The sequence below is a fragment of the Clostridium sardiniense genome, assembly GCF_050584765.1.
GTDB lineage: Bacteria > Bacillota > Clostridia > Clostridiales > Clostridiaceae > Clostridium > Clostridium sardiniense_A.
Window position 1 is genome coordinate 1,901,986 of the sequence record NZ_JBNOOR010000001.1, and the last position, 21,986, is coordinate 1,923,971.

The following is a 21,986-nucleotide window of genomic DNA, read 5'->3' on the forward strand; positions in this document are numbered from 1 at the left end:
TTTATCATTTTAACTTATTTTTAACCTTTAAATTAAATTTTATATAATGCTATTATATTTCAAATTAGTTGTTTAGATTCTTGATATTTTCTTCTTTAAGTTTTTTTATATCTTTTAATAGTATGTTATATTCATTATCTAACTTCTCTTTTTTATTAATATCTGTTTCAATTGAAAGCATTGATATAACTTCTGAAATTTTATTTTCTAATACTAAAATTTCATCTTTATTATGTCTTTCCACTTTACTCTCGCCTCTTTTCTTTATAGATTCTTTTAACTCTTTATAATTTCCATCAAATTTATTTATTTTCTTATCTTTTATCTCTATAATTTTATTACATATATTTGATATAAATTTTCTGTCATGTGAAACTAATATAACTGTTTTATCTGTATTGACTAATGCTGATTCAAGTGCTTCCATTGATTTTATATCTAAATAATTTGTTGGTTCATCTAATATTAATAAATTATTATCACATAAAAGTATTTTACAAAGTGACACCTTAACTCTTTCTCCACCACTTAATAAATTAACTTCTTTATTTACAGCTTCTCCTTTAAATCCGAAATTGTTTAATTTACTTCTTATAAAACTTTCATCATAATAAGAATCCTTTTTTACATTTTCTAATACACTCTTGCTTTCATCTAATATTTTTTGACTTTGATCAAAATAACCTATTTCTACCCCTTTAGAAATCTTAATATTGTCATTATCCTTTCTTATTATTTCCTTTAAGAGAGTTGATTTCCCACATCCATTGCCTCCTATAATAGCAACTTTATCTCCTTTATTTATGCTAAACTCACATTCTTCTAATAAAACTTTATCTCCAACAGTTAATTTTAGATCTTTTACCTTTACTGGTATTTTAGATTTAAAATCTCTTCCTTCTTTTATTTTTATTATAATTTCTACTTCATCCTTTGGTTTTTCTTTAACTTCTAAATGATTTATTCTATTTTTTATATTTTTGATATTATTATCAATATTTTTCTTTCCTTTTTGATCACCCATTTTTATAGTTTTAGCTTCGGATTTTCCCATTCCTTTTGGAGCTTTTTTTATTCTATCTCTTAACCCCTCTTTCTTTAATATAACTTTTTCTAACCTTTCTTTTTCTTTAATATAACCATGATATTCTCTATCATCTCTCTTTCTTTCCTCTCTTTTTTGATTTATATAATCTGTATAATTGCCTTTATATCTTTTTACCTTTCCATCATCTATTTCTACTATATAATTACATAAATAGTCTAGAAATTCTCTATCATGAGATATTAAAAGCAATGAACCATTATAACCTTCTAGCATATTTTCTAATAGCTCAATACTAGAACTATCTAAATTTGATGTTGGCTCATCTGCTATTATAAGATTTTTATTTTCACTAAGTGCATTTACTATTTTAATTTTTATCTTTTCTCCTCCTGATAAAAACTCATTATACTTATCCGACGCTCCAAATAAACTCTTTACCCTACCTTCTGTACAAACTCCATAATCATTCTCAACTTGGCTTATATAAGAGTAACTATCTGTAATAAATCTCTCGCCTTCGTCAATATCTATATCTCCTATTAAACATTTAATTAATGTAGTCTTTCCAGAACCATTCCTGCCTACTATCCCAATCCTATCTCCATCTAATATCTCAAACTTTTCAATATCCAATATATCTCTATTTCCATAACTTTTCTTTACTTTATTTAATATAGCTAACTCCATGTATAACACTTCCTTATTTATAATAAAACCTAAGTTTATTATTTCATTAAGTAGATTAGATAATACTTTTTAAATATTTATATTCATACAAAAATAATAAACCTTAAGTGTAATTTTAAATAATTACACTTAAGGTTTATAATTCTAACTATTTTTTATCTTATTATTAATATATATTTCATTCTGTATTATTTAAACTAAATTAAATATTTTTTTCCTTATAATCTTCTAATGCTTCAATTGCTAGTATATATCCCTTTTCTCCGAATCCTGCAATCTGTCCAATACAAGCTGGTGCAGTTTTTGATTCTTTTCTAAAATCTTCTCTTGCATGAACATTTGAAAGATGTACTTCAACAGTTGGTATTCCTGTATTTCCTTTTATAGCATCATGTATAGCATAGCTATAATGAGTATATGCCCCTGGATTTATAACCACACCATCATACTTTTCAAAGTATGCATCTTGCATAAAGTCTATTATTTTGCCTTCACAATTACTTTGAAGAAGCGTTATATCATGACCTCTTTTTTCTCCTTCTGATCTTATGTATGAACAAATTTCTTCAAAGCTCTTTGTACCATATATACCTTTTTCTCTAACCCCGATCATATTTATATTAGGTCCATTTATAATCATTATTTTCATATTATAGCCCTCCAAATTACATTTATTATACTTATAAAGTTATCACTAAAATTAAAATAAGGCAAAGCCTTTAGACTCTGCCTTATTTCTCTTAAGCTAAGATATTATATAGTTAAAAATATTTTATAGCTTTCAATAACATCTGCTTTATTCATTTTTTCTAACCACTTATTATAGGCAAGAAAATTTTCCTTTAATAAAATCATATCTATATCTTTAGGTTCTTTTCTTTCTACATACATGTTTATCTTTATTAAATTTCCCAATTAATCACTCCTTTTTATTTAAAATTTAAATAGTCATATCAAAAATTTTCTTTTTCCTAGTTTATTTATAAATAATATTGAAATACTTTCTTATATTATTATGAATTAAAAGACTATAGAAAGCTCCAATAAATTGGAAGCTTCTTCATTAGATAAATTTTTAGATTGGCATATCTCTTCAATTAGAATTTTCTTTGTACTAGTTAACATCTGCTTTTCACTAGTATTTAGAGGATGTTTAGAATCAATTTGACTAAGATTACATATAACTTCAAAATAATCTGATAATAAACCTGATTTTATTTTTGTAGAATTCATAACTAATCTTTCTTTAAAGTTAGACTTCATTAAATCATCACCTTTAGTTATAAATTTATCCATATTGTCTAAATTATAATCCATTGTTTTAATATCACTAACTAACCTTATATTTGATTGCTCTACTCTACTAAATGGTAACATTAATTTCATTGTGTTATTAAAAAGATGTATCCTATAATATTTTTTCATTTCACCTTTGAATTCTTTTGTTTCAATGAAATCAATTATTCCAACACCTTGACTTGGGTAAACTATCTTATCTCCTATATTAAACAACTAATCCCTCCTCTTTTCTCTATATTTATATTATACCACACTTTTAATATATATAAATTTTTTATTTTATCACAATTGTATTATTATGTCAATAAACATATTCTACTCATAATTTACTCCCTTTAATCAGAGCCAATAAATAAAAAAAATAATAAGAATAATAAACTTATTATTCTTATTATTTAAAATTAGTATATTTTTATTAATTACATTGTTCTTTTTTAGAATACCTCTCTAGCGCCCTTAAAAAATTACCTTCAATTAATTCACTTAACTTTTCTATTATTTCCTTTGGTTTTTCTCTCATCCCATTATGCATCCATTTTACAACAAGTCCTGTAAAAGCTACAGTATAAAAATCTGCAATAAATTGCTTATCAAAATCTTCTACACTCATTCCTTCTGATATCTCATTTATAACTCCTATTATTAAATCATTAGTCACCGAGTATATATAATTATCTAAATGATTTCTCCCTAAAGAATTTAATGAATTCATACAAAACTCTTTATTATTTTCTATATAAACAAATATTTTATAAAATCCCTCAGTCCAAGTCTCATAACTTTTACATTCAGATATACTTTCAATTGCTTCTGTTTTATAAATCCACTCAAGCAAATCATATATATCTATAAAATGATAATAGAAGGTCTGCCTGTTGACTTTGCAATCATCTACTATACTCTTTACAGATATTTTATTTAACTCAGTTTTCCTCATTATTTTTTTTAATGAACATGCTAAAGATTTCTTTGTGCTTAAAGAATTAGACATATTACCACCTTCCATACCTTGAAATAAATTATTCTTATTATACCATAAAGTAGGAATCATTCTTTCTAATCTATTATGTAATATCTTTTTCTTTCATTGATTATATCCATTCATATATCTAATAAATAAAAGCACATATCAAAATTGATATATGCTTTTATTTTCTCCTTTGTATTAGAGAGATTATTTTGCTTCTTTGCTTGCAAATTGACTATTATAAAGTTTTTCATAGAAACCACCCTTTGCCATAAGTTCTTCATGATTTCCTTGTTCTATAATATTCCCATCATTCATAACTAAAATTAAATCTGCATTACGTATTGTTGAAAGTCTATGTGCTATAACAAAACTTGTTCTGCCCTTCATTATATTTTGCATAGCCCTTTGAAGCAATTGTTCGAGTCTTGTATCTACTGAACTTGTTGCCTCATCTAGTATAAGAATTGATGGGTCTGATATTATAGCTCTTGCTATAGTTAAAAGTTGCTTTTCTCCCTGTGATATATTAGATGCTTCTTCATTTAGGAACATATTATATCCATCTGGAAGAGTTTTAATAAAGTGATGTACATTTGCGATCTTAGCAGCTTTCACTATCTCTTCTTTTGTTGCTCCAAATCTACCATACTCTATATTATCATGTATTGTTCCATTAAATAACCATGTATCTTGAAGTACCATACCAAACATTGAACGTAAATCCTCACGTTTCATATCTCTAGTATCTACTCCATCTATCTTAATTGAACCACCTTTAATATCATAGAATCTCATTAATAAATTTATTAATGTAGTTTTACCTGCCCCTGTTGGTCCAACTATTGCAACCATCTGACCACTCTTTACTTCTGCATTTAAATCATTTATTAATATCTTATCATCATTATATCCAAATTTAACATGCTCAAATGTAACATCTCCACGTAATTCTTTTATTTTTACTGAATTTACTGGATCAGGTGTTTCTTCCTTCTCATTTAATATTTCAAATACACGTTCCATAGCTGCAAAAGCTGATTGTATAGTTGAAGATAATTGAGTTATTTGAGAAAGAGGTTGATTAATTTGCCATATATAACGAATGAATGCTTGCAGATTACCTACTGTTATTATTCCTCTTATAGCATAAACTGGACCTATAAATGCCATTACAGCTATTCCTAAATATGTTACTAAGGAAACTAAAGGTGACATAATACCAGATACAAATTGTGCTTTAAACCCATTACTACAAAGTTCTTCATTTATTTCTTTAAATTCTGCTATTGCATCATCTTGCTTTCCATATAATTTTATTTCATTAAATCCTGTATACATTTCTTGAACTGTACCATTTAATTTTCCCAAAGCATTTTGCTGTTTTTCAAATAAATTTTGTGATTTACCTACAATAAATCTTGAAACAAGATAGCTAATTGGAATTATAAGCATTGCTAAGAGTGCCATTGTTACATTGATAGTAAACATCATTGCAAGTGCTAATGTTACAGCTAATATAGAATTTATCACCTGGCTAAAGCTTTGTTGAAGTGCATTAGATATTGTATCAACATCATTTGATATACGACTTAAAACATCTCCATAACTATTGCTATCAAAATAACTTATAGGTAGTTTTCTAATTTTATTTTGTACTGCATTTCTTAAGTCCCTAATAGTGTTTTGAATTGCATTTGTTAATAAAAAGTTTGCTGCGTAAGTTAACACAGTATAAGTTGTATAAAGACATCCAAGAATTATAAGTATTTTAGTAATATAACCAAAGTTTACAGTAACACCTGATATGCCCTTTGCAATTTCTATTACATCTGTAGTAAGTTGAGTTATTATAAGTCCTTCAACCTTAGGTGAGACTGCACTTATAGTTGCTGCACCTATTATAAATAATATAGAGGCTATAAATCCTATTTTGTATGGTTTAACATATGGAGAAATATTTTTAAAAGTTGTTTTTAAATTCTTCATTCTACGCATCTTTTAATTCCTCCTCTGTAAGCTGGGATGTTGCTATTTCATAATAGATTTCACAATTTTTAAGTAATTCTCTGTGAGTACCTTCTCCTACAACTTCCCCTTCATTAAGCACTATAATCTTATCTGCATCTAAAATTGAACTTATTCTTTGTGCTACTATTAAAACTATTGAATCTTGAGTTTCTTCTTTTAATTTAGCTCTTAAAACTGCATCTGTCTTAAAATCTAATGCTGAGAAACTATCATCGAATATATATATTTCTGGTCTTCTAACTACAGCTCTTGCTATAGATAATCTTTGCTTTTGACCACCAGATACATTAGATCCACCTTCACTAATCTCTTCATCAAATTTATGTGGCTTCTTTGATATAAACTCATAAGCTTGAGCTACTTTAGCTGAATGTTCAAGTTCTCCTGTATTTGCATCTCTTTTACCAAACTTTATATTTTGACCTATACTACCTGTAAATAGTAAAGTTTTTTGTGGAATGAAACCTATTTTCTTTCTTAAGGCCTTAAGATCATACTCTCTTACATCTACTCCATCTATTTTTATGCTACCTTCTGTAACATCATAAAATCTTGGTATTAAATTAATAAGTGTACTCTTACCACTTCCAGTACTACCTATAAAGGCTACTGTTTCCCCTTTCTTTGCAGTAAAGGATATATTTTTAAGTACTGGCTCTTCTCCATATGGATAAGTAAATGTAACATTATTAACCTCTATATATCCCTCTTCTACTGTATCTACTATACCTTTTTTAGGACTCTTTATTAGAGGTTCCTCTTCTAATAATTCTTGTATTCTATTTGCTGAAACTTCAGCTCTTGGATACATTACAAAAACTAGTGAAAATAACATAATTGAAAACATTGCGTGGAATAGATATTCTATAAACGCAACTAATTGTCCAACTTCTAATGAGCCTGCATTTATCATCTTACTTGATATCCAGAATATAGCTAGTATAGCTAAATTAAGTAAGAAAAAGAAAGTAGGTTGAGTAATTGACATAAGCTTATTAAGCTTTTTAGAAATAGTTGCATAACTCTCATTTGTATCCTTAAATCTTTCGTCTTCATGATCATCATTTCCAAAGGCCCTTATTACCCTTATACCTGTTAGATTTTCTCTAGATATACGATTTAATTTATCTAAACCTTTTTGCTGACTTTTTGACATTGGGTGAGAAACCTTAGCTATGATTACAACTCCAGCAATTATAAATGGAATTGTTACAGCTAAAACCAAAGATAGGGGTAGGCTTGTTCTTATTATCATTATTAAACTGATTGTAAACATAATTGGAGTTATAAGCGCAACCCTTAGAACAGTGTTTACGAATTGTTGCAATTGGAAAGCATCATTTGTAGTTCTAGTAATCATTGAAGATATGCCAAACTTATCATACTCACTATGAGAAAATTCTTGTGCCTTTTCGAATATATCATTTCTAATATCTCTTGTGACACTTGTCGAAATCTTTGATGAACAATATCCAAGTAAAATTGTTCCCATAGATCCTATTATAGAAATAACTACAATAATAATTCCCATTTTCCTTATATACGGTATATCATTGTAAACTATACCAATATCTATTATCTTTGCCATTATTGTTGGTATACCGAGTTCAACTAATGCAAAACCAAATACAGATATCACATTTATTATGAACAGTAACTTATAGTTTTTTAAATACCTTAAAATTAGTTTCATTAATTATCATCTCCTTCTATTGTTTAATTTTATAAAATTAATTTAAATACTTGCATGCACTCTACAGATAATAACATTTATATTTTATTATTCTCAAAATGATTATCCTTTTAGTCTCGAAGATTATTTAATTAAATTAGATATAATTATTATTAAAAACATTAAATTTAAGTATAAAAAAATACCTTAGCATGGGATTTTTCCCTGCTCGAGGTATAATACTCTCTTAATTAAAATTTCTCATTTTAAACAGTATAATATTCTAGAGCAGTATGTTTTCTTCTATTTTCATTATCTAATTTCACTAAAATTTTTTTCATCTAATACCACTCCTTACTGTTTATATTCTCATCACAATATATCATATTTTTTCTTAATTGTAAATATTTATAATTTAAGTGTATTTAATTAAAACTGCATATTCTTATCTATTTTAAATTCATTTTCTCATGTATACTATATCTACATTTACTATATGCATTATATTATTTACATCAATATCTGATACACTTTTTTTAATTTGAATATAATAAAAATATACTTACAAAAATACGAATTAAAAAGTCACTACAATATTGTAGTGACTTTTAATTTTTACATATAATCTTTTGTACGAACTTTCATTCCCTTTTTCTGCAACCTATCTTCTACAATCTCTTTAATTATAGAATATACAATTGCAAATAACGGAACTCCTATAACCATTCCAACTAATCCTAAGAATTTACCTGCAACTAGTATTGAAAATAATATCCAAAAAGCTGATATTCCAATGGAATCTCCAAGTATTTTAGGTCCTATAATATTTCCATCAATTTGTTGTATTATCAAAATAATTATTGCAAGCCATATTGCTTTAATTGGTGAAACAAATAGAACTATTATAATTGATGGTATTGCACCAATAAATGGTCCAAAGAATGGTATTATATTTGTTATACCTATAATTACAGATATTAAAAGAGCATATGGCATCTTGACTATTGTTAAAATAACAAAAGTTAAGACTCCAATTATAAGTGAATCTAATATTTTTCCACTTAAAAACTTTCCAAAAGTATCGTTACTTCTATGTGTTAACTCTAATATCTTTTCAGCCGCCTTCATAGGAAATATTCCATAAGTCATTTTCTTACTTAGCGCAAAAAACTTCTCTTTTTCTATTAAAAGATATATAGAAACTATTATCCCTAATACTATATTCCAGATACTTGATAAAATAACTGTAAGTATTCCTCCAAGCATAGGAATTAAGTTTGCTGATGTCTTAATTACATAATCAATAAGACCATTAAACTTCTCATTTATTATTACTAAATAGTGTTCTTGAATATCTAATTTACTTACTGTATCATTAATAAACTTACTAGTATTGGCTATGTATGATGGTATATCATTGACTAAACCAACTATACTATTAATCAGTTGTGGTAGTACAAATTGAATAAACAATCCAATAACTATAAATGCAGTTATATATGTAAATAATAATCCAAGCCCCCTTTTTGACTTAATATTAGATTTTTTAAAAAACTTTTTAAAAAATGAGAATTCTAATACTTTATTTTCATAAAATCTTAAAACAAAATCTAGTATATATGCTATAGCAAATCCCCAAATAAATGGTTTAAGTATGCCTATCGCAACATTTATCTTATTCATAAGAGAACCTAACTGAGATATTGCTAAATAAAATAAAATTATTGCACATACAACAAGAAATGCATAAACAGAAATGGTATTATATTTTTTATTCCAATCAATCTTCATCTTTTTACCCCTCATCCTCTCTATCATAAATATCTAACTATTCATTTTAAATTAATTATATTAGTACATTAATGTTCTAAATTATATCATAGATGCACTAAAGTATCTCTTTGGATTCTTACGTATTATTAATTTATATAGTAAAGTTCTATCCATATCCATTATATACTAAAACTCATATCTAAATTATATACTAAAGTATTTTTAAGATATGTTAAGAACTTTTTAATTATTTTATTAGATTTTACAAGTTTTTTTATTGAATATTAAACTTCCTTCATAAAAATCATTAAACTTTTATGGATATCAAATTTTAATGAATATACTTTTATCTATAATCACAAAATAATTAATGAAAAACTTATAGGAGGAATGTGTTATGGATAATAACAATAAGTCTGCTCACGATATGGCTAAAGAAATGATTATTGATGGAGAAACTTTTGAAAAAATTATGGATAAAACACACTTAAGACTTAAGGATTTAAAAAGAATTCAAAGAGAAGAGATAAGTAATCATTTTTAAAAATAAAAAATAACGGGCAATCCCGTTATTTTTTTATTTAATATTTTCTTTTAAGAAGTTTTTTCGTTACTTCTAAAAGTATATCTTTATATTCATTATCAGGTAATTTATTTATATCTCTAAAAGCTTTTTCAGAATACTTTTCTGCAAGTTTAACTGAAGCCTCTATTCCACCATTTTCTTTCACTAAACTTATTATGTTGCCTATTTCCTCATCATTATAACTATCTCCTTTTAATACTTCTTCAAATGCACATTTATTATTTTTCATAGCTAATAATAATGGAAGAGTATATATACCATCCTTTATGTCATTTCCAGACTTTTTACCTATTTCTTCGTCTGTTCCTACATAATCTAATATATCATCTATTATTTGGAATGCCATACCTATATTATGACCTATTTCCCAAAATAATCTACAGGTCTTCTTATCACATGAGCTTTCTGCAGCACCTATATATAAACTTAATGAAAATAACTCTGCTGTCTTACCTGATATTCTTTTTAAATAATCCTTAATTGATACATCTTTATTAAACCTTGAATTTAATTGTTCAACTTCTCCAAGGCATATTCTAGACATTACCTTTGTATCAACGTCCACGCCTCTTTCTATTGATGAAGTTGTAGCTAGCGTTCTAAAACATAAACAGAAAAGATAGTCTCCTATGTATACAGCATAGTTTTTCCCATACTTTGCCTGAACTGTCTCTTTTCCACGTCTCAGTTCTGCATCATCAATAACATCATCATGAACTAATGTAGCCATATGGAACATTTCTATTACTGATGCCAGTGCAATAACTCGCTCTTCATTATACTCCCCAAATTTTGAAGCTATAACTGTAAAAGCAGGTCTTAACATCTTACCACCAGAGTTTAATAATTCTAATATACTTTTTTCTATAATTTTATCTTTACATTTAGCATTTTTGCTAATTTGTTTTTTAACCTCTTCAATTTCTCTATCAATTATAGGATAATTGCTCCAAAACTTACTCATGTTTATCCCCTCGTTTCATCTCCAAATAACATTATAATTTTATTGAATTAAAAAGCAGGAATATATTCCTGCTTTTTTTATTTAAATTGTTTTACTTATTTCCACCATGTATATCATAGATAGGTTCTCTCTTTCCCATCCAGAAGTTACCTACCAGTTTATTAATCCAAGGCATCACATAATAATCTAATCCAAATGTTCTTCCTGCGCCAGCCATTAATGCAATACTACCAAATGTGAACCATAATATATCCCATCCAGCCATTGCTGAGAATATAAAGTTAACTGTCATAAATGCAGATGCCGCTGAAGCTAAGAATGTAAACAATCCTGCAATTAAGCATAATCCTATAGCTATTTCAGTTAAAACAACTATTCTTTGGAACCAAACTGCAACTTCAGGATTTGGCATAAATATTTCCATTATTGATTCGTAGAACTTTGGCATGCTTTCAAATATAGGAGTTGGCATATTTGCTACTGCACCATCAGCTGCTTGTGATGCACCTGAAACTGTATCTTGAAGCCATGGGAATGGCATTTTAACATTCCCCATTTTCATCCAGCTATCCCAACCAACTGTTAAGTTACTGCTTAAACCATCAAAATAAGCGCTTATACTTCCACCAGCTGCATCTGAAGCACTAGAAGCTGAATCAAATGCTTTAGTCCAAGTTTCTTCACCAATTAATTTCTTAAGACCTTCAATTAACCAAAGGAAACCTATATAAACTCTTAAAGGAACTAACCATAATCTATTTCCTTTAGATGATAAATGACCTCTCATGATACATCTTCTTTCTTTCATAGCGAAGAATTCATGTTGAAGATAGTTATAAACTGCATGAACATTATTTACTCCAAATAAATAAACCATATTTATAAGGTGCTTCATTACCATAGCAAAGAAACCTGATAATTTCATTCCCATCAAATTAGCTACAGCATATCTTCCACCTATAGATACCATAAATCCATGATAATTTGATTTAAATTCTACCTTTTCTTTATTTTCCATTGAAGCTACTATATTTTTAACTGCTGTTACTGCTGTTTGTTCTGCCGCTTCAACTATTTGTGGATTACCATTCCCTGGTGTTTCTTCTACATATGCAATATCTCCAACTACAAATATATTTTCTTTTCCTTCTGCTTGCATATATTTGTTAGCCGCATATCTTCCAGCTCTAGCTTTCTTAATCTCAATTTTATCTAAATCTTGATTAGCTTGAACTCCACAAGTCCAAATTAAAGTTTCTGTAGGAATTACTTTTCCACTCTTTAACTTTATAGTATTTTTAGTAACTTCTACAATTGGAGAATCTTTTAAGATTTCTACACCATGCTTGACCATGTATTTTTCAGCTTTATCTGCTTGCTTTCTATCTAACATATTAAGTATAGTAGACATTGCTTCAACAACTAATATCTTAATTTCTTTAACATCAACTCTATATTCTTTCGCTAATGTTTCTTTCCATTCTAATAGCTCTCCAGCCATTTCTATTCCAGTAAATCCTGATCCTGCTACTATAAAAGTAAGCATTCTCTTTCTCTTTTCAGCATTTCTTTCATAAGAAGCTTCTTTAACTCTATCTTTTATATGAGCTTTTATTCTAAGAGCATCTTCTAGTGACCATAGAGTGAATCCATTTTCTTTTACTCCAGGTACTCCGAAGAATGCTGGTTCACTTCCTGTTCCTATCATTAGATAGTCATACTCATATTCCCCTTGTTTTGTCTTTACTATATTTTTATCTTCATCTACATTTTCTATGTAGTCCACAACAACATTTACTTTAGTTCTGTGGAATATTCTAGAAAGTTCAACCTTTACAGATTCTTCCGGAACCCTTCCCCCTGCAACTTCATGTAATTCTGTCATTAAAGTATGGTAAGGATTCTTATCAATTAAAGTAATCTCTACCTCTTTATTTTTTTTATACTTTTTTGCTAACTTTTTGGCTGCATGTACACCTGCATAACCAGCACCTAAAATAACAATTTTAGTAGACATATAATTCCCTCATTTCATTTTAATTATTAACCAATATTCTTTTGTTAAAATAATCTCAAAAGTTGTTTTGCATGTCTATTCTATATTTAATAACTATAACTGTCTAGCATGTTTTATTACTAAATAAATAGAATTTATGAACAATGTTTCATTTTAGTAAAACCTCATAATCCCTTATATTTAGGTACTTTAGCTACATAACTGAATTTATTTTGTTTAATTCGTTATAACTTTTTTTTATTAAGTATGAACATTTTAAATAATAGACATACTCAATACTTACAACTTCACCTTACTATCTATCTCTTTGTTTAGAATCTTTTCTAATTCATTTTTAAACAGATTAATCTTCTTTTTCAAACTGTTTTCTATATCTTTTTTATAAGTTATAAATAAATCATATTCTATTTCATAGCTTTTACATTCTAAATCTTTAAATATTCCTGATTCTAATTCTGCTTGAACTGATATTTTGGGAACAATAGCTGCTGTATTAGAGTTATTTAAATATTCTCTTACCGTATCTATTGAATTTGTTTTTAAACAGATATTAGATTTATCTAATTTTTCAAGTTCTCTTCTTGGTATACTTAAATTATCATCTAGTAATGCAATAGATAATTTATCAAACTTATCTTTTTTAACTTCTTGTTTACTTATAAGTATTAACTTATCACTTCCTATGTAGTTTGATGATAAGTCAACATCATATATCATTTTGCAACCTACTACTACATCTGATCTATTATGTAATAATAAAACTTGCTCATTAATTTCTAATTGATTGTTTATGATCACATTAAAATTCTTGAATATTTTGCTAATATCTTTAGCAATATTGGATACTAAAAAATTAGCATACATACTTGAATTAGTTATTTCTATTTCTTCTTTACTAACATTATTTGCACTTATCTCTTCAATTAAATTATTGTGAGATATAAGAATTTCTCTAGCATAGTTATAAAGTATCTCTCCTTGACTAGTAAGTTTAACTCCTTTATTACTTCTTTCAAGAAGTTTTGCACCAAGCTCCTTCTCAAGCTTAGAAAGTTGATGACTTAAAGCTGGTTGTGATATATGCGAATTATTAGCGGCCTTTGATATACTTTTAAGTTCTGCTACTTCATAAAAATATTTTAAACTATCTATTTGCATAATTTTCATCCTCTCTAGTTTGCAAGCTCAAAACTTTCATTTGTTAATTTAAAACTATCTCTTACTCCTTCAGTTATATAAACCTTTCTATCATTCATTATAAATATTGCATCTACACCATCTAAAGTTTCTATAAATTTAAGACCTTCATCTAATCCCTTAGTAAATATTAAAGTTGATAATGCATCTGCATCCATTGATTTATCGGCAATTATAGATACTCCTGCAATATCAGTTTTATAAGGATATCCTGTCTTAGGATTTAAAATATGGTGATACTTAACTCCATCTTTTTCTATAAATCTTTCATAAACCCCAGTGGTAACAACAGACTTATTAGAGGTTTCAACCGCTCCAACTACATTTCCTCTTTCTGTATTGGGATCTTGAATGCCTATCTTCCAGTTCTTATCCCCTTCCTTTTTACCTAGTGCATATATGTTTCCACCTAAATCAACAATGGCTTCTTTTACCCCTTCTTCTTTTAAAAGTTTTACAATTTCATCCGCTGCATATCCTTTTGCAATACTTCCAAGGTCTATCATCATTCCCTTTTCACTTAAAAATACCTCATTAGTATCTTTATTGATTTTTAATTTTGAATAATCAACATGTTTAATAGCTTCTTTTATTTCATTTTCATTTGGAACCTTTGCTTCTGGAAGTCCAATGCTCCATAACTTAACTAGAGGACCTATTGTAATATCATATCCTCCCTTAGATGCTTTTGAATATTCTAATCCTTTTTCTATAATATTAAAACTATCATCACTAAGCTTAACTGGCTTTACTCCCGAATTTTTATTAAGTTCTACAATCTCTGTTCCATCCTTATTAATACTAACTAAATCCTCTAGCTCAATAACTCTTTTAAATGCCTTGTCCAATATTTCTTCGCTTCCACCATCATAAAGTGTAATCTTTATAGCAGTTCCCATAAATAATTCAGTTCTACTAATAGGATCTTTTGATTTAGGATCTTTTGATTTTTCTTTAGTACATCCTACTAAACTAATGATCAAAACAGTTGTTATAAAAAAAGTAATAACTTTTTTGCCCATAATGTCTTCTCCTCCCAAATGAAATCATTTTAATTGATTTCGTTTCTCATATCATTAATTTTTTATTAATATTATTCATATGTATTTTATATTTTATAAGTTTTTCCGGTAAAATACAACAAATTATTCTTTCATTCACCCTATTTTGTTAAATTTTTATTGAGAAATATTAACATTTTTTCTATTTTAAAATTAAACTAATAAAAAAAAGGCTATTAATATAGTAATTCACTATATTAATAGCCTTATATTTATTAAATAGATCTTTTAATTTAAATCCTATTTTATAAATTATAATTATTTAACTTCTATTAATTCTTTTTCTGTTTTTCCTTCATTTGCATTGTTTATAGCTTCTGTAACTAAAGTTTTAGCCTTAGCTGATGAGCTTGTTGCACCAGTTACTGCATCGAAATCTCCTGATTGAGATTCTACGATTTTCTTTTCCAATTCAACTTCATATACAGCTGGATTTGTACCTGCTTTTTCTTTCATCATGTCATTGTATTCTTTGTCTTCTCTCTTATTACCTTTGTCAGTAAATTCATTGTAAGTAGCTTTTGTTATTTTTCCATCTGCAACAGTAAGAACTACTTTAGCTTTTCCACCATTATCATCAGCGTTCTTTGTTTCTACTTCATAAGTACCATCTTTCATTGTAACTTCTGAACCTTTGTTTTCCTCTTTAGCCTTATTATCATCACTTCCACCACAACCTACAAGTGATATTGCTAATGCTGCTGTGCATAATCCTACTAATAACTTCTTTTTCATTAAAATTTCCTCCTAAAAATATATAGATTAATTTTTTATTATTCCCAAGAGGATTATACAACGATTTTGACATTTTATATTAATATATATTTTTTATACAGTATAAGTATTTTCTATTACCCCTTTCTTTTCATATAATTTAAAATCTAATCGTAGCTTTAATAAAAAAACTACAACTAAAATTACTTAGGAGAAATGTTAAATGAAGATCTTCAAGAAATTAGACATAATTATAATATTATTTCTTATTATTCTATCATTCGTTCCTTATTTGATATTTGCAAAAACTCTATCTAAAAACTATAGTAGTACTTATGCTAGCATCAAAGTTTCTGGTAATGTATATGATACTATTCCACTTTCATCTTTTAAAGGTGAAAAAACTTTAGTGGTAAAAACAGATCATGGAAACAACACTATCTTAATAAAAGATAATACAATTAAAATAATAGAAGCTGATTGTAGAGATGATCTTTGTATTAAACAAGGAGTTATATCCAAGGTAGGACAAACCATAGTTTGTTTACCTAATGAATTAATAATAGAAATTAAAGGAGATGAAAGTAATAGTGATGATGATACTATACTTTCCCATTAGATACTATGAAATTTAATAAAACTTCAAAAATGCTATATATGTCTCTACTTGTTGCTATGGCTTTAATTTTATACATATTTGAAGGTATGATACCAGTACCTTTTATAACACCTGGTGCAAAACTTGGACTTGCAAATCTTGTAATAATGATATCGGTATATACATTAGATAGCTATAAAGACTCCTTCTTAGTGTTGCTTTTAAGACTACTTTTATCAACTATGTTAGGAGGAAGTATATCAACACTTCTATATAGTGCAGCTGGCGGTATACTTAGCTTTGCAATTATAGTTTTAGTTAAGGAACTTGGCGGTAAATATGTATCTATAATAGGAGTTAGTGCTTCTGCTGCAGTATTTCATAATATAGGTCAGCTTTTTGTAGCCTCTCTTATATTAGAGAATTTCGGTGTATTTTTATATTTACCAGTGCTATCATTAGCAGGTATAGGAACCGGAATATTTGTAGGTTTATCTGCGAATTATTTATTGTCACACTTAAGAAGACTACCTTATTTTAGAACTAATTAAACCTTAAAATCTAATAATCAATTAAAAGTTTTAAAGTCCAAAGTAAAATATATATTTTACTTTGGGCTTATTATTTTATATAAATGTATCTTTAATTATTAAATCTTTAGGATTATATAATCTATCAATATCTCCTTCTCTATACATCCACTCCTGGCAAAGATTAAAATCTTCTTCCCTAAAGGCTTCCCCTTTTTCGAAAGTAAAATCCTCTAATCTCTTTGCTGCATTTAAGCTATATCCAGCATAGTCTATAACAATATTTACTTTCTCTTCTTTACTAGATTCATTAAATATTACTTTAGCCTCTTCTAAAGCTTTATGAAAGCTTTTAACTGCTTCCTTATTCTCTCTATAGAATTCCTCTTCAAAACACCACATAACTAAATTTTTGTCGCTTTCTCTTAAGCTCCATACCTTTTCATATCCTCTATCTATAAGTTCTCCTATAAATGGTTCTATAGCAACTAAAGCATCTATTTCTCCATTATCAATTGCTTTAATTCTTTCATATGTGTTATTAATCCAAGTAATTTTTGTGTCTTTTAATTTATTCTTTAAATCATTTTCTAAAAACAATTTAAAAAGTCCAGCCCTATTTACTCCAACTGTTAATCCACTTAAATCTTTAGGTACATCTTTACTTGCTAAAAAACTTATAGTCCGTGTCAAATTTGATGTTATAACAGCCTTTTTTCCTCTTTTAAGCGTATAGAAAAAGAATGTTACATCCCCCATCATAGCATGGGAATCACCTTCTAGAAATGGATTCTTACCACCAAAATCAAAATCCTCTGGAAGCTCCAAGTTAACCTCTATATTATGCTTTTTAAATATCCCCATTTTACTTGCCATAATTGTAGGTATGCATAATGGGTTTTTCTTTATTAAAGTAATATTAATTATACTCATAATTCTCTCCTCTTTACTTTGCTATTATCATAATTAAAAATTCTAAAGATAAGGCTATATGAAAGCTATATATTAATAATAATGGTCTTGGTCCCCACTCTCTTCCCATTTCTTTATAAACTTCTTTTATCTTATAATAGTCCTTATACCAACGAACATATCCATAATAATAGAAAGTAATAACTCCAGTTATAAACATAATAAGCGTTATACTTCCATTAAAGAATAATCCTATCCAACATAACACCATGATTATAGCCTCTGGTATTATTATCTTAATTGAATTTCTAAATCCAATAACATGAGGAAGGGTTGTTCTACTTCCCATATCTTTATTATAATCCGACGTATTGTTAGTAGACATTAAAAATACTGTCATTATCATGGCTATAATTGAATATAGAACTACATCTACAGTGACTTTACCTAATTGAATATATATAGATACAAAACAACTTATAAATCCTACAAAAATTCCAGATATAAGTTCCCCTACCGGATATATAATATATGGCTTAGGTCCCAAAGAATAGCATATAGCAGCTAGTGCACTAAGAACTCCTATAAATAATATATTTAAATCTCTAGTTATAAATACTATAAGAAGTCCTGATGCACCTCCAAGCACAGTCATAAATATAAGTGCAATAACTGCATCCTTAAGCTTAGCCGCACCTCTAGCAAGACCTTCACTTCCTATATGTCCTGTTAGTGTTTCTTCACTTTCTTCACTTTTTAAGTATCCTCTTATTTCATTTGCTATATTAGATACTATGTTGAAACTAAATCCTGAAATAAACATAAGAACTAATAAAGCTATATCTAGCTTCCCTGCTAAATAAGCTCCAAATAAGCCACCACTTAAAACAGGCATTCCAGTGGCAAAACCAGTTCTTACTTCTAATACTGTATATACTCTCTTAAAAAAATTATTTTCTTTCATCATTTCATACTCCCTGACGTTATACCTCCGTATATATGCTTTTGAAGAAACCAAAAGAATATAATCATAGGTATCATACTAATTATTATGGCAGCACATATAATCTGCCAATCCGTTCTTGCTGGTCCAATAAACTTAAATAAAGCTGTTGATACTGTATTTAACCCCTCACCTGGCATATATAAAAATGGTATATAAAAATCATTATAAATTGAAATTATTTTTATCATACATGCTGTAGCTGTTGCCGGCTTCAGTAAAGGAAAAATAACCTTCCAATATATCTTGAAATAACTTGCCCCTTCAAGTCTTGCCGCTTTATCTATATCCCTTGGAATCTTTTCAAGCATTTGAAGATATATATATACCATAAGCACGTCCGCTCCTAAATATAGAACTATAGGTGCAAGTCTTGTATTATATATACCCATTGCATCAATAATTTTAAATGTTGCAACTTGTGATATTTCCATAGGAACAATTGACACTAATAAATACATAAATAAAATTATTTTTTTGCCTCTAAAATTGAATCTATTTATGGCAAATGCTACCATAGAACCAATTATTACACTTCCTCCAACTCCAAAAAGAATTAGAATAAATGTATTAAAAAATCCTACTAACATCTTTCCATTTATAAATGCATCCTTATAATTTGATAAATTTAAAAAACTCTCAGGTGGTGCTATTCCAGCTGTATTGTTAAACTCATTATAAGTTTTAAATGAACCAAAAAATATAGTTATAATAGGTATAAATAAAATTAATAACCATAAAATTAAGGCTATATATTTAATTGTCTTTAAAGTTATCTTCTTAATATTCATCTTCATCATTTCTATACATCCTCTTTTGTATTAAAGTCATAACTACGATTAGGATAGTTATTATAACTGCCATACTAGCTGCAAGACCTATCTGCTTCTTTTCAAAGGCTGTCTTCATAGTCATAAGTAAGAAGGTACTTGTCCCATTAGATCCATTTGTCATTATCATAGGTATTTCAAATACAGAAATTGAACCTACAATCAAAAGAATAAAGTTTATCTTAATTACTGTGTGTATGTTTGGTAATATAACATATCTAACCTTTTGAAGAATTGATGCTCCTTCAATTTCAGCACACTTTAAATATTCCTTTGGAATAGACTGAATTGCTCCAAAGTACATAATAAAGCTCATTCCAGTAAATCTCCATAATGATATACTTGCTAAAGTATAGTTTGCAAATCTTGGATCACCAAGCCAAAAGTGAATAATATCTGCAAGACCTAAAGAAGTTAATATTTGATCAAACGTTCCATCTGGTGAGAAAAAAACTCTAAACATCATTGATATTGCAACACCACTTATAAGGCAAGGAAATACAAAAGCTGCTTTAAAAAATCCTTTAAATTTAACCTTAAAAGACAATATTATTGCAAAGGTTAATCCAATTATAATTTGTAATATACCAGATACAAAATAATATAGACTATTTTTAAATACTTCTATGTAGCTAGGATCTGTAAGTATCTTTATAAAATTATCGAATCCAACAAATTCTTTTGTAGTGGATAACCCATTCCATGAAGTAAAGCTGTAACTAATCAAAGATATTATAGGTAAAAATCCAAATAAAATTAATAATAATATTGGAAAAAAAAGAAAGATAAATATAATCTTTCTTTCTTTTTTTAGGGTACTATTTTTCATTATTCTTTACAGCTTTTTCCCATTTAGCTTCTAATTTATTGATATATTCATCATAACTTTCATTTTGCTTTGGATATAAACCTATATTTATAGTCTTTTGTAATACGTCTGTAAGTCTTCCAACTCCAACTTCATTAGCTATAGCGCTATATAATTTATCATTTTCTGGTGTTTCTGTTGGAACAGTTAATATTATATTATTTTCTTTAAACATTTTTTGTTGTTCTTCATTTAAATCTTCTTTATTTGGTGACATTCCACCAAACTCTTTTGCATATCCACTTTCATCAGATACTAAGAACTCTAAGAAAGCTTTTGCAGTTTCTTTATTTTCACTATTTTTATTAACTCCAACTACAGCTGGTGCTCCAAATGCTATACTTGTTTGTCCATTAAATTTAACTGGGAATGGTGCTATGTTTATTTTGTTTCCATTCTTAACAAGCTTTTTAATGTCTGGAACCTCTTGTGATCCCATCATAAACATTGCAACTTCTCCATCTGCAAGCATTTGTTGTGACTTAGCATAATCTCCTGTAACTGGATCCTTTTCAGTTAGACCTTTTGAAGATAATGTATAGAATAAATCCATAACTTGTCTTATCGGTTGTCCTTCTTTAAATGCAGTTCCCTTTTTAAGCATTTCTGATCTATATTGCTCTCCGCCATAAGAAGTTAAAGATCCTCCCCAAACTCCAAGTGTATTATTATAGTTTGTGTAGAATGGAATTGCATCAGTATTCTTTTTAACCTTTTCACATGCTTCAACCATTTCTTCTAATGAAGTTGGCATTTTTTCTACTCCTGCCTTTTTTAGGACATCTTCATTATAGATAATTCCTAAAGAGTTAAGAGCTGCTGGTATACCATAGGCAGTTCCATTAAAATCTGCTTCTGTAACATCTATATACTTCTTTTCTAATTCATCAACTTTACCTAAAGGCTCAAAGTAATTTTCATATTCATTAGGAGTTGCATTCATACTAAATGGTACAAATAAAACATCCCCATAGTTTTTTGTATTCATACGAGTTGTAATGTAATTATCATAATCACTTGATGATTCGAAGACTATATCCTCTACTTTAGGATGTAATTTTTTAAACTTAGCTTCCATTTCTTCAAATAATTTATCAGCATCAGTTCTATCTGTTATTACTGTAATAGTTCCACCTATTTCGCCTTCTGTAGTAGAAGAAGCCCCTTTTGCACACCCTGTAAGTAAAAGAGGTAACATTATCATCATACTAATTATTCTTTTCTTCATT

General features: G+C 27.8%; 21 protein-coding genes. 3 read left to right on the forward strand and 18 right to left on the reverse strand.

Annotation, left to right across the window (positions count from 1 at the left end):
* Positions 1–64: 64 nt before the first annotated feature.
* The 8 genes from cplR to ACQPUW_RS09425 form a co-directional block, all read right to left on the reverse strand.
* Positions 65–1,735, reverse strand: a complete 1,671-nt coding sequence (gene cplR, locus ACQPUW_RS09390) for an ABC-F type ribosomal protection protein CplR (RefSeq protein ID WP_430837181.1) — start codon at positions 1,733–1,735, stop codon at positions 65–67.
* A 202-nt stretch (positions 1,736–1,937) separates the two neighbouring features.
* Complete coding sequence (gene aroQ, locus ACQPUW_RS09395; protein ID WP_430837182.1) at positions 1,938–2,384, reverse strand: type II 3-dehydroquinate dehydratase; 447 nt, start codon at positions 2,382–2,384, stop codon at positions 1,938–1,940.
* A 104-nt stretch (positions 2,385–2,488) separates the two neighbouring features.
* Positions 2,489–2,650: a hypothetical protein gene (locus tag ACQPUW_RS09400; protein WP_430837183.1), complete on the reverse strand. Its 162-nt coding sequence runs from the start codon at positions 2,648–2,650 to the stop codon at positions 2,489–2,491.
* Between the two features lie 105 nt (positions 2,651–2,755).
* The gene (locus tag ACQPUW_RS09405; RefSeq protein WP_430837184.1) at positions 2,756–3,247 is read right to left on the reverse strand and encodes a CarD family transcriptional regulator; all 492 of its coding nucleotides are present in this window, start codon (positions 3,245–3,247) and stop codon (positions 2,756–2,758) included.
* A gap of 202 nt (positions 3,248–3,449) precedes the next feature.
* The gene (locus tag ACQPUW_RS09410) at positions 3,450–4,025 is read right to left on the reverse strand and encodes a TetR-like C-terminal domain-containing protein (RefSeq protein WP_430837185.1); all 576 of its coding nucleotides are present in this window, start codon (positions 4,023–4,025) and stop codon (positions 3,450–3,452) included.
* Between the two features lie 183 nt (positions 4,026–4,208).
* Positions 4,209–5,990, reverse strand: coding sequence for an ABC transporter ATP-binding protein (locus ACQPUW_RS09415; protein ID WP_430837304.1), 1,782 nt, complete (start codon positions 5,988–5,990; stop codon positions 4,209–4,211).
* Between the two features lies 1 nt (position 5,991).
* Entirely contained in the window at positions 5,992–7,725 is a 1,734-nt protein-coding gene (locus ACQPUW_RS09420; protein ID WP_430837186.1) for an ABC transporter ATP-binding protein, read from the reverse strand.
* Positions 7,726–8,319: 594 nt separating this feature from the next.
* On the reverse strand, positions 8,320–9,495 hold the full coding sequence (locus ACQPUW_RS09425; protein WP_430837187.1) for an AI-2E family transporter: 1,176 nt from the start codon (positions 9,493–9,495) through the stop codon (positions 8,320–8,322).
* Between the two features lie 379 nt (positions 9,496–9,874).
* Here ACQPUW_RS09425 and ACQPUW_RS09430 point away from each other — a divergent pair, with 379 nt between their 5' ends.
* Positions 9,875–10,021, forward strand: a complete 147-nt coding sequence (locus ACQPUW_RS09430) for a hypothetical protein (RefSeq protein ID WP_430837188.1) — start codon at positions 9,875–9,877, stop codon at positions 10,019–10,021.
* A gap of 37 nt (positions 10,022–10,058) precedes the next feature.
* Here ACQPUW_RS09430 and ACQPUW_RS09435 read toward each other — a convergent pair whose 3' ends face one another.
* The 5 genes from ACQPUW_RS09435 to ACQPUW_RS09455 all read right to left on the reverse strand — a co-directional run bounded on the left by ACQPUW_RS09435 (position 10,059) and on the right by ACQPUW_RS09455 (position 16,037).
* Positions 10,059–11,027: a polyprenyl synthetase family protein gene (locus ACQPUW_RS09435; RefSeq protein ID WP_430837189.1), complete on the reverse strand. Its 969-nt coding sequence runs from the start codon at positions 11,025–11,027 to the stop codon at positions 10,059–10,061.
* Positions 11,028–11,118: 91 nt separating this feature from the next.
* Positions 11,119–13,044, reverse strand: coding sequence for an FAD-dependent oxidoreductase (locus ACQPUW_RS09440; protein ID WP_430837190.1), 1,926 nt, complete (start codon positions 13,042–13,044; stop codon positions 11,119–11,121).
* Between the two features lie 279 nt (positions 13,045–13,323).
* On the reverse strand, positions 13,324–14,202 hold the full coding sequence (locus tag ACQPUW_RS09445) for a LysR family transcriptional regulator (RefSeq protein WP_430837191.1): 879 nt from the start codon (positions 14,200–14,202) through the stop codon (positions 13,324–13,326).
* A gap of 14 nt (positions 14,203–14,216) precedes the next feature.
* Positions 14,217–15,263, reverse strand: coding sequence for an FAD:protein FMN transferase (locus ACQPUW_RS09450; protein ID WP_430837192.1), 1,047 nt, complete (start codon positions 15,261–15,263; stop codon positions 14,217–14,219).
* 297 nt (positions 15,264–15,560) lie between these two features.
* Positions 15,561–16,037: an FMN-binding protein gene (locus tag ACQPUW_RS09455; RefSeq protein WP_430837193.1), complete on the reverse strand. Its 477-nt coding sequence runs from the start codon at positions 16,035–16,037 to the stop codon at positions 15,561–15,563.
* A 202-nt stretch (positions 16,038–16,239) separates the two neighbouring features.
* On the opposite strand from ACQPUW_RS09455, the gene ACQPUW_RS09460 reads away from it, so the two are divergent.
* Positions 16,240–16,635, forward strand: a complete 396-nt coding sequence (locus tag ACQPUW_RS09460) for a NusG domain II-containing protein (RefSeq protein WP_430837194.1) — start codon at positions 16,240–16,242, stop codon at positions 16,633–16,635.
* A 5-nt stretch (positions 16,636–16,640) separates the two neighbouring features.
* Positions 16,641–17,165 carry a Gx transporter family protein gene (locus ACQPUW_RS09465; protein ID WP_430837195.1) on the forward strand — a complete coding sequence of 175 codons (525 nt, stop codon included), beginning with the start codon at positions 16,641–16,643 and terminating at the stop codon, positions 17,163–17,165.
* A 75-nt stretch (positions 17,166–17,240) separates the two neighbouring features.
* On the opposite strand, the gene ACQPUW_RS09470 is transcribed toward ACQPUW_RS09465, so the two are convergent.
* The 5 genes from ACQPUW_RS09470 to ACQPUW_RS09490 all read right to left on the reverse strand — a co-directional run bounded on the left by ACQPUW_RS09470 (position 17,241) and on the right by ACQPUW_RS09490 (position 21,985).
* The gene (locus tag ACQPUW_RS09470) at positions 17,241–18,077 is read right to left on the reverse strand and encodes an ABC transporter substrate-binding protein (protein ID WP_430837196.1); all 837 of its coding nucleotides are present in this window, start codon (positions 18,075–18,077) and stop codon (positions 17,241–17,243) included.
* A 13-nt stretch (positions 18,078–18,090) separates the two neighbouring features.
* Entirely contained in the window at positions 18,091–19,023 is a 933-nt protein-coding gene (locus ACQPUW_RS09475) for a prenyltransferase (protein ID WP_430837197.1), read from the reverse strand.
* Complete coding sequence (locus ACQPUW_RS09480) at positions 19,020–19,859, reverse strand: carbohydrate ABC transporter permease (RefSeq protein WP_430837198.1); 840 nt, start codon at positions 19,857–19,859, stop codon at positions 19,020–19,022. The genes ACQPUW_RS09475 and ACQPUW_RS09480 overlap by 4 nt, the downstream gene beginning before the upstream one ends.
* On the reverse strand, positions 19,840–20,616 hold the full coding sequence (locus ACQPUW_RS09485; RefSeq protein ID WP_430837199.1) for a carbohydrate ABC transporter permease: 777 nt from the start codon (positions 20,614–20,616) through the stop codon (positions 19,840–19,842). Before ACQPUW_RS09485 ends, ACQPUW_RS09480 begins: the two co-directional genes overlap by 20 nt.
* Before the next feature lie 91 nt (positions 20,617–20,707).
* Entirely contained in the window at positions 20,708–21,985 is a 1,278-nt protein-coding gene (locus tag ACQPUW_RS09490) for an ABC transporter substrate-binding protein (protein ID WP_430837200.1), read from the reverse strand.
* Between the last annotated feature and the right edge of the window lies 1 nt (position 21,986).